The organism is Nostoc sp. DedQUE09, assembly GCF_034530915.1.
Lineage (GTDB): Bacteria > Cyanobacteriota > Cyanobacteriia > Cyanobacteriales > Nostocaceae > Nostoc.
Genome location: NZ_JAVRCE010000064.1, coordinates 38,958 through 46,933, shown reverse-complemented (window position 1 = coordinate 46,933; position 7,976 = coordinate 38,958). Strand labels below are relative to the sequence as shown.

The window sequence follows — 7,976 nt, the reverse complement described above, 5'->3', positions numbered from 1 at the left end:
CACCACCCCCACTGACAATCGTCTGCCCATCCGGGCTAATGGCGACAGAAGAAACCCCACCATAATGACTACGGAAGGGTTCAGCCAAGAGCTGACCTTGGAAATTCCACAACCGCACTCTGCCGTCACCACCCCCACTGACAATCGTCTGCCCATCCGGGCTAATGGCGACAGAAGAAACCCCACCATAATGACTACGGAAGGGTTCAGCCAAGAGCTGACCTTGGAAATTCCACAACCGCACTCTGCCGTCACTACCGCCACTGACAATCGTCTGCCCATCCGGGCTAATGGCGACAGAAGAAACTCCACCATGATGACTACGGAAGGGTTCAGCCAAGGGCTGACCTTGGAAATTCCACAACCGCACTCTGCCGTCTTCACCCCCACTGACAATCGTCTGCCCATCCGGGCTAATGGCGACAGAAGAAACCCCACCCTGATGACCACGGAAAGGAGTTAAGACCTCCATCGCTTGTTGCAGGCTATTCTGAACTGAAGTGAGAATTTGCTCTGGCATTTTCTCCAGATTCTCACCTATGACTTGTATTGCCATAACCGAAGCTGTGAGGGGTTGGACAGGGAGTATGTTCTTGATAGCTGCTGTTTTATCTTGCAACAACTTTTCAATGCGGACTCTGTAAGCAACTTGCCGTTCAGCACTCCGTTTTTCTTCATAAGCATCACTGCGTTGATAAAAATTCTTCGCTTGAGGTGATGATAATAACTCTAGCTTTTCCCAATTTTCCCGCACCTCTGCCAGCAATCCCCCTTGGATTAAGTATTTTTCATTCTCCCCTTTGTTTTCCCACTCGCGTAAAGCATCTGCTAACCTATCACGCAACCACCGCAAATCTGGGTCTTGTTGTCGCCATTGGACAAACCTCTGCCAACTCTCAATTAAAGCTTCATGGGCTAAGTCAATCCAAGCTTTTCCTTGTTCATCTTTCCCAGCAACCAGCAAACGTCCTTTCACCAATCCTTCATCTAGCAATTCACTTAATGCTTCCTGCTTTTCTTGCTCATTACCAGCAATGGCTAACAGTTCAATTTTTGGTTGGCGCTGTCGCGTATCCTTTTCTCCCTCTCCCGTTCGCACTAATCGCAGGAAAATTTGCCCAATCCAGTCCTTCTCCTGTTCATTTCGTTTTTGAGTCGGGGAATCACGCTGATAATCTTCGTAAAGATAAACATTTTCTGCATGAAAATTTAGCGCCCCTGTCAATCCTTGGAAGTTTTCATACTGTTCTAGGGTGAGTTGATGCTTTTGTTGGTCGCGTTTTTCCCAGAGTCTAGTTAAAGCAAACTCCATCAACGGCAAGTATCCCGGTTCTTTACCAACATCTTCTAAAATTTTCAGTAATAGTCCTTCTTCAACACTATGGCCTTGAAGTTTAGCAGGTTCGGTTATTGTCTCTTTTAAATCAATTCCAGTTATACGAGGTATCAAAACAAGCTGATTTTCAATCAATTTATTTAAAGAGGGATAGTCTGAACATGGTTCGAGAAAATCCGATCGCATGGTAATCACAACCGCCAACCGCGAATCGGTCATCTCTACTACCTGAGTCAGCAATTCAATAAATCTCTGCTTTTCTTCAGCAACAGAGACAGTAAATAATTCCTCAAACTGGTCTACTACCAATAAAAATTTTTCTGCACCTGTGAGATGCTCCAGAATTACAGGTAAAGGATTCGGTTCATTAGTAATCAACTCCCACAGCAATTTTTCTTTTCTCGCCCCTGGAAAAAATGCTTTCAAAACTGCTCTCAATTCCTGCAACGGCTGAAATCCTGGCTTGATTGGCGGTAAAATTTGCCAGACTCTATCATCTAATTCTGGAATTAAACCCGCTTGAACTACAGAAGATTTACCACTCCCGGAAGGGCCAATAATCGGGACAAGGGGCTTTTGTGCCAGTTTCCCCAGAATCTTCCTTACAACCTGCTTGCGCCCAAAGAAAAACTGTTTTTGTTCCGCTTCAAAGGCTTTTAAACCTTGGTAAGGACATTCATCTTTGACTTCAAAGGTTTCAGCTTGTGTTTGATGCTTGTAGCTAACTAAAGTAATCGAACTTCCCCAACCTAATTGAATCGGTTGTTGACCACTACCTTTAAGTTCGGCGCTAATACTAGCGAACAGATCAACACTTGTCACCTGTCCATGCTTATTAGCCTTCTCTGGTGACAACCCAGCCAGCAAAGCAGTTGAAAAAATACTGTGTTGTGCCTTTTTGTTGGCATAGGCTTCTTGAAAAGGTCTGCAAGCTGCAATAAAGTAGTAATCGCTTTCTAAATTAAAGGCGGTAAGAGTTGTTTTGAGCAGATTGTTTTCCAAAAAATAACCACTGTGACAGCAATCTAACAGCACTACTAAACTACTCAAGTTGGATTTTGCAATTAAATTGTTGAGACTTAAAAGACTAATCCCGCCTGTTTGTTCAATAATTTGCTTGCCTTGAGTGACAATTGTCAAGTCAGAGGTTGCTAGATATGCTTGTTGTGTTCCTAAGCTGTCAGAAACGGTGATGCCATGCCCTGTAAAGTAAATTAGCGCTTCGTTTTTAACTGCTTGTTGTTGCAAAAGTGTTTTGAAAGCTTCAGCCAACTTAGTTGTACTAACTTTCCCTTTGAGAACAACGATATCCTCAAAATCACCATGCGCTTTTAGTACTTGCGCCACTGCTTCGGCATCCGTAACTGGTTTTGTGAGATTGGAAAGCTGATTTGTATAATCTGTAATGCCAACTACAAGCGCGTAACGAGCCATCTATACGTATTTAAATTGTCTGTTACAGAATAAGATAACTTAAATACACCTAAACTCTGAGGGCTTGATGTCGAACATAGAACGTTTAGTCTTTGAAGAAGACGGAGAAATCTATACAATTCTGTTCGAGTCAAAGGAAACGCCAAATATACCAGAAGTTGTCACACCGGAGGTTGATGAGGAGAAAGAATCCTACGGCTTTCGAGAAGAGGCATTTGTCAAGATTGAGGAAGTTCACCATCAAATTCGAGCTTATACCAAATATGCCATTGGCGCTTTTAAAAATTTAGGTGCTGCTGAAGTCGAAGAGGTGACTCTGAAGTTTGGCTTGAAGATAGGCGGAAAAACTGGTATCCCCTTCGTAACTGAAGGTTCGGCGGAGAGTAATTTTGAAATTGAGGTGAAGTGTAAGTTTCCTGAAAATAAGCAAAATTCCAGCACTTAAGGTTTTGCTTCAGCAAAGATAAGCTTTATACCTTCAACTCTGCTAATAATTATGGAAGTGATGTCTAAGAGGTTGGTTGAAAAATCGTAAAGTATACCAGAGACCCCTCTCCAAACCTCTCCCCGAAACGGAGAGAGGCTTTAAAACCCCCCTTCTCTACAAGGGAAGGGGGGCTAGGGGGGTTAGGTTTCCGAGGTCTAGAAGTTACCAAAAATACTTTTCAAACATCCTCTAAGGGCGAGCTACGCCTACACCTTTCACTCACCATAATTCACCCTTGAATCTTGGCTGTTACTGTTCAAAACACGAAGTTCCGAGTTCAAAGGGAGAGCGATCGCCTTTTTTTCACCATCATTCACCTTTGGATCTCAGATGTTGCTGTTGTAAGCATGAAACTCCGAGTTCTGAGGTTGAAACTTAGAGTTCAGAACTCGGAACGCCGAGCAATTTACTCCAACATCCGAGTTCTGAGCCTCAACATTGCACCTAAGAAGTGCGTAGGCGTAGCCCGTCGTAGACATCGCCGAGCTATTTTCTACAAGGCTGCGGCTTGAGGCTTGGACTTCCGAGATTTACGGGCGAACCTTTGCCCCATTTCCTCAACTACTCCATCTAAACCAGCGCCTTGTCCACTAGCTTTGGCATAGTTATACACCTGCAACGCGGCTGCATAAGCTTCACTTCCCACTGCTATAGATGTATCATCTAGCAACTCTTGTAATTGCGACAAAGACAGCAGTACTGGATACAAAGCTTCAAATAATTGTACGTCTTTCCGCATCTCATTAAGGTCAAACGATCGCGGTAAAAACTCTGGGTTCTGTGTCGCCACCTCTAATGCTTTACTAACAAAGGCGCGGCTTTTATCTCCCATCTTGGGTAAAGCTTTCCGCTCCTCGTTACTTAAATCAATCAAAAATGGTAATTTGTCTTTAATGGTGGCGATCGCTTGCAACACAGCATCTCTATCTGATTGCGCTAGTGTTGCACTGATTGGGGCTGTGGACATAGAAATTAGTCTCCAGTATGTTACTTAATTTTAGAGTGCCCACATATACCAGTTAAATTTAAATAACACTAATAAAAATTCCAAGGACAAAGGGTGAGCTTTGTCAAAGTGCGGGTTACGCCTAAGCTTTTCACTCACCATAATTTACCCTTGGATCTCGGCTGTTGCAGTTGTGAACATAAAATTCCGAGTTTTGAGCATGAACTTCCAAGTTTTGAAGGTGAAAACTGGAGTTCTGAGCCTAAATGGAGAAGATAATAAGTCTCTTTTTCGTATTCTCCTTTCTTTAGTTACTGCTTTGATAGCCGCTTGCAATTTAGTCGAGTGCAGACCTTCTTAGAGGCACAGTAATGCCGTGTTTTTACCCGCTGACTTTACTCCAAACATATTTTTGGCAGGTTTCGCAGGCGGCTTTTGCTTCCTCTGTTTGCGGATTGGTGAAGACGGGATGGTAACGTAACCTGTCACAACAAACTTGCAACCATGCACGCCAATCACCGCGCCACAACCGTACAGTGCCATCTTCACCGCCGCTAACAATCGTCTGCCCATCAGCGCTAATGGCAACAGAATAAACCCAACCCTCATGACCACGTAAAGGTTCAGCCAAGGGAAGACCTTGCAGGTTCCACAACCGCACAGTGCCGTCATCACCGCCACTAACAATCGTCTGCCCATCAGCGCTAATGGCAACAGAATTGACAAAACCTTTATGACCACGCAAAGGTTCAGCTAAAGCAAGACCTTGCAGATTCCACAAACGCACAGTGCCATCAGTACCGCCACTAACAATCGTCTGCCCATCGGCGCTAATGGCAACAGAATTGACAAAACCTTTATGACCGCACAAAGGTTCAGCTAAGGCAAAACCTTGACTATTCCACAACCTTACCGTGCCGTCATCACCGCCACTAACAATTGTCTGCCCATCAGCACTGATGGCGACAGAATTGACATAACCCTGATGACCACGCAAAGGTTCAGCTAAGGCAAGACCTTGACTATTCCACAAACGCACAGTACCGTCACTACCACTGCTGACAATCGTCTGCCCATCGGTACTGATAGCGACAGAATAAACCCAACCCTCATGACCGCGCAAAGGTTCAGTTAAGGCAAGACCTTGGTGGTTCCACAACCGCACCATGCCGTCAGTACCGCCACTGACAATCGTCTGACCATCGGGGCTAATGGCGACAGAATAGACCCAACCCTTATGACCGCGCAAAGGTTCAGTTAAGGGAATACCTTGGTGGTTCCAAAACCGCACTGTGCCGTCAGTACCACCACTAGCAATTGTCTGACCATTAGTGCTGATAGCAACAGACCTAATATTGCCTTCATGACCACGCAAAGGTTCAGTTAAGGGAATACCTTGGCGATTCCACAACCGCACAGTGCCGCGATCACTGCCACTGACAATCGTCTGCCCATCGGTGCTGATGGCGACAGAAGAGACATTACCCTGATGACCGCGCAAAGGTTCAGCTAAGGAAAGACCTTGGCGATTCCACAACCGCACCGTACCATCAGCACCGCCACTGACAATGTTCTGTCCATTGGCGCTGATGGCTACAGACCTCACATTCCCCTCATGACCATACAAAGGTTCAGCCAAGAGAAGACCTTGGGAATTCCACAACCGCACCATCCCGTCGGCACCGCCACTGGCAATCGTCTGCCCATCGGCACTGATGGCAACAGAAAAGACATCATTTTTATCCCCACGCAATGGTTTAACTAAGGGAAAACCTTGGCGGTTCCACAACCGCACAGTGCCGTCAGCACCGCCACTGACAATCGTCTGTCCATCAGCACTGATAGCGACAGAATTAACATAACCCTGATGACCACGCAAAGGTTCAGCTAAGGAAAGACCTTGGCGGTTCCATAACCGCACCATACCGTCAGCACCGCCACTAACAATCGTCTGCCCATCAGCACTGATAGCGACAGAAGAGACATAACCCTGATGACCATGCAAAGGTTCAGCTAAGGCAAGACCTTGGTAATTCCACAACCGCACAGTGCCGTCAGCACCGCCACTGACAATCGTCTGCCCATCGCTACTGATGGCGACAGAATTAACATAACCCTGATGACCATGCAAAGGTTCAGCTAAGGCAAGACCTTGGTAATTCCACAACCGCACAGTGCCGTCAGCACCGCCACTGACAATCGTCTGCCCATCGCCACTGATGGCGACAGGAGAGACATTACCTTCATGACCACAGAAGGGAATCAAGACTCTTGCTTTATTCACCACCCGATTCAAACTGTTCTGAATTGATGCAAGAATCTGCTGGGGTAGTTTCTCTTGATTCTCCCCCATAGCTTGAATTGCTAAAACTAGACTATCTAGGGGTTGTAAGGGCAATAAATCATCTACTTTAGCCGCTTTTTCTCGTAACTGGGATTCAGTAAGCGCCCTTTCCATCTCGGCAATCCGGTCTTTGTCGTCGGCATCACTGCGCTGGTAAAAATCCTCATCTTGTTGGGGTGATTGCAAATCAGGCTGCAATTGTTGCCAGCTATCCCTCACTTGGACCAGCAATCCCTTTTGCATTAAATATTTGTCATCCGGCCTTTCGTTCAACCATTCCCGTCGCGTATTTTCTAATGTCTCGCTCAACGGTCGCAAGTCTCGGTCTTGTTGTCGCCACTGGGCAAACTGCTGCCAACTTTCAATTAAAGCTTCATGGGCTAAATCAATCCAGACTTCTCCTTTTTCATCTTTCTCAGTAATTAATAAGCGTCCCTTAATCAATCCCGCTTCACCATCTAATAACTCACTAAGTTGTTGCTGTTGATTGGTATCATCACCTGCAATATTTAATAATGTGGCTTTTGGTTGGCGCTGTCGGGTATCCTTTTCTCCCTCTCCGGTTCGCACTAACCGCAGAAAAATCTGCTTAATCCATTCTTTTTCTTGTTGACTACGTTCTTGGGTTGGGGATTCTTTCTCATAATCTTGATAGTGATAAACATTTTCTGCATGGAGATTTAACACCGCAGTTAATCCTCCTAACTTCTCATACTCTTCTTGGGTAAGTTGATGTTTCTTTTGCTCGCGTTTCTCCCAGAGTTTAGTTAAGGCAAACTCTAACAATGGTAAATTCCCTGGTTCTTGTTGAAGATTTTGGAGAATTTTTAATGCTCCTGCTTCTTCAAGACTATGAACCTGAAACTGGGTAGGTTTGGCGATTGTCTCTTTGAAATCAACTCCAGTTAAAGGCGGTATAACAACTACTGGGGTTTGAATCAGGTGAGTCAGAGAAGGATTATCTAAACAGGATTCTAGAAAATCACCTCGCATAGTAATTACAACTGCTAACCGCGAATCATGAATTTCTACTACCCCAGTCAGTAGTTCAATAAATCTCTGCCGTTCTTCCTTATCTATACAAACTGTAAATACTTTCTCAAACTCATCTACCACCAGCAAAAATTTTTCTGTGTTAACCACAGCTTCTGCATCATCAATAGGTTTAGTCAGGCTGCCAAAACTGTTGTCATTCTGAGCAATTTCGACTAAAAGGGCGTATTGTGTCATCTGTTTTGTTAAAACTATTGAGAAAATTACCTCTGTGCTTTAAAATACCCAAATTAACGAGTTATTTACCCACTAGAGTTAAAAACTCTAGATTTAAAGTTCAAGTAGCAGTTGAGTAACACCCGGTAGAAGCACAATATTAAAGTCTTAGTGACTGGGATAAGCTCTATACCTTGTAGTTCAGTAGTAATTACGGCAG

Annotated in this window: 5 protein-coding genes; 2 read left to right on the top strand and 3 right to left on the bottom strand. The window is 44.8% G+C overall.

Annotated elements, in window-relative coordinates; all coding sequences use genetic code 11:
* The coding region (locus RMY27_RS28755; RefSeq protein ID WP_322668254.1) for a caspase family protein at window positions 1–2,770 on the bottom strand (2,770 nt) is incomplete at its 3' end.
* 67 nt (window positions 2,771–2,837) lie between these two features.
* Here RMY27_RS28755 and RMY27_RS28750 point away from each other — a divergent pair.
* Together RMY27_RS28750 and RMY27_RS28745 are read left to right on the top strand one after the other, a co-directional pair.
* Window positions 2,838–3,215, top strand: coding sequence for a CU044_2847 family protein (locus tag RMY27_RS28750; protein WP_322668253.1), 378 nt, complete (start codon window positions 2,838–2,840; stop codon window positions 3,213–3,215).
* 284 nt (window positions 3,216–3,499) lie between these two features.
* Window positions 3,500–3,769 (top strand): hypothetical protein, encoded by a 270-nt coding sequence (locus RMY27_RS28745; protein ID WP_322668252.1) that lies wholly within the window; start codon window positions 3,500–3,502, stop codon window positions 3,767–3,769.
* Here the strand turns inward: RMY27_RS28745 and RMY27_RS28740 are convergent.
* Together RMY27_RS28740 and RMY27_RS28735 are read right to left on the bottom strand one after the other, a co-directional pair.
* Complete coding sequence (locus RMY27_RS28740) at window positions 3,751–4,224, bottom strand: hypothetical protein (RefSeq protein ID WP_292863455.1); 474 nt, start codon at window positions 4,222–4,224, stop codon at window positions 3,751–3,753. The two genes, RMY27_RS28745 and RMY27_RS28740, sit on opposite strands and share 19 nt — an antisense overlap.
* A gap of 361 nt (window positions 4,225–4,585) precedes the next feature.
* Window positions 4,586–7,777 carry a WD40 repeat domain-containing protein gene (locus RMY27_RS28735; RefSeq protein WP_322668251.1) on the bottom strand — a complete coding sequence of 1,064 codons (3,192 nt, stop codon included), beginning with the start codon at window positions 7,775–7,777 and terminating at the stop codon, window positions 4,586–4,588.
* Window positions 7,778–7,976: the final 199 nt, after the last annotated feature.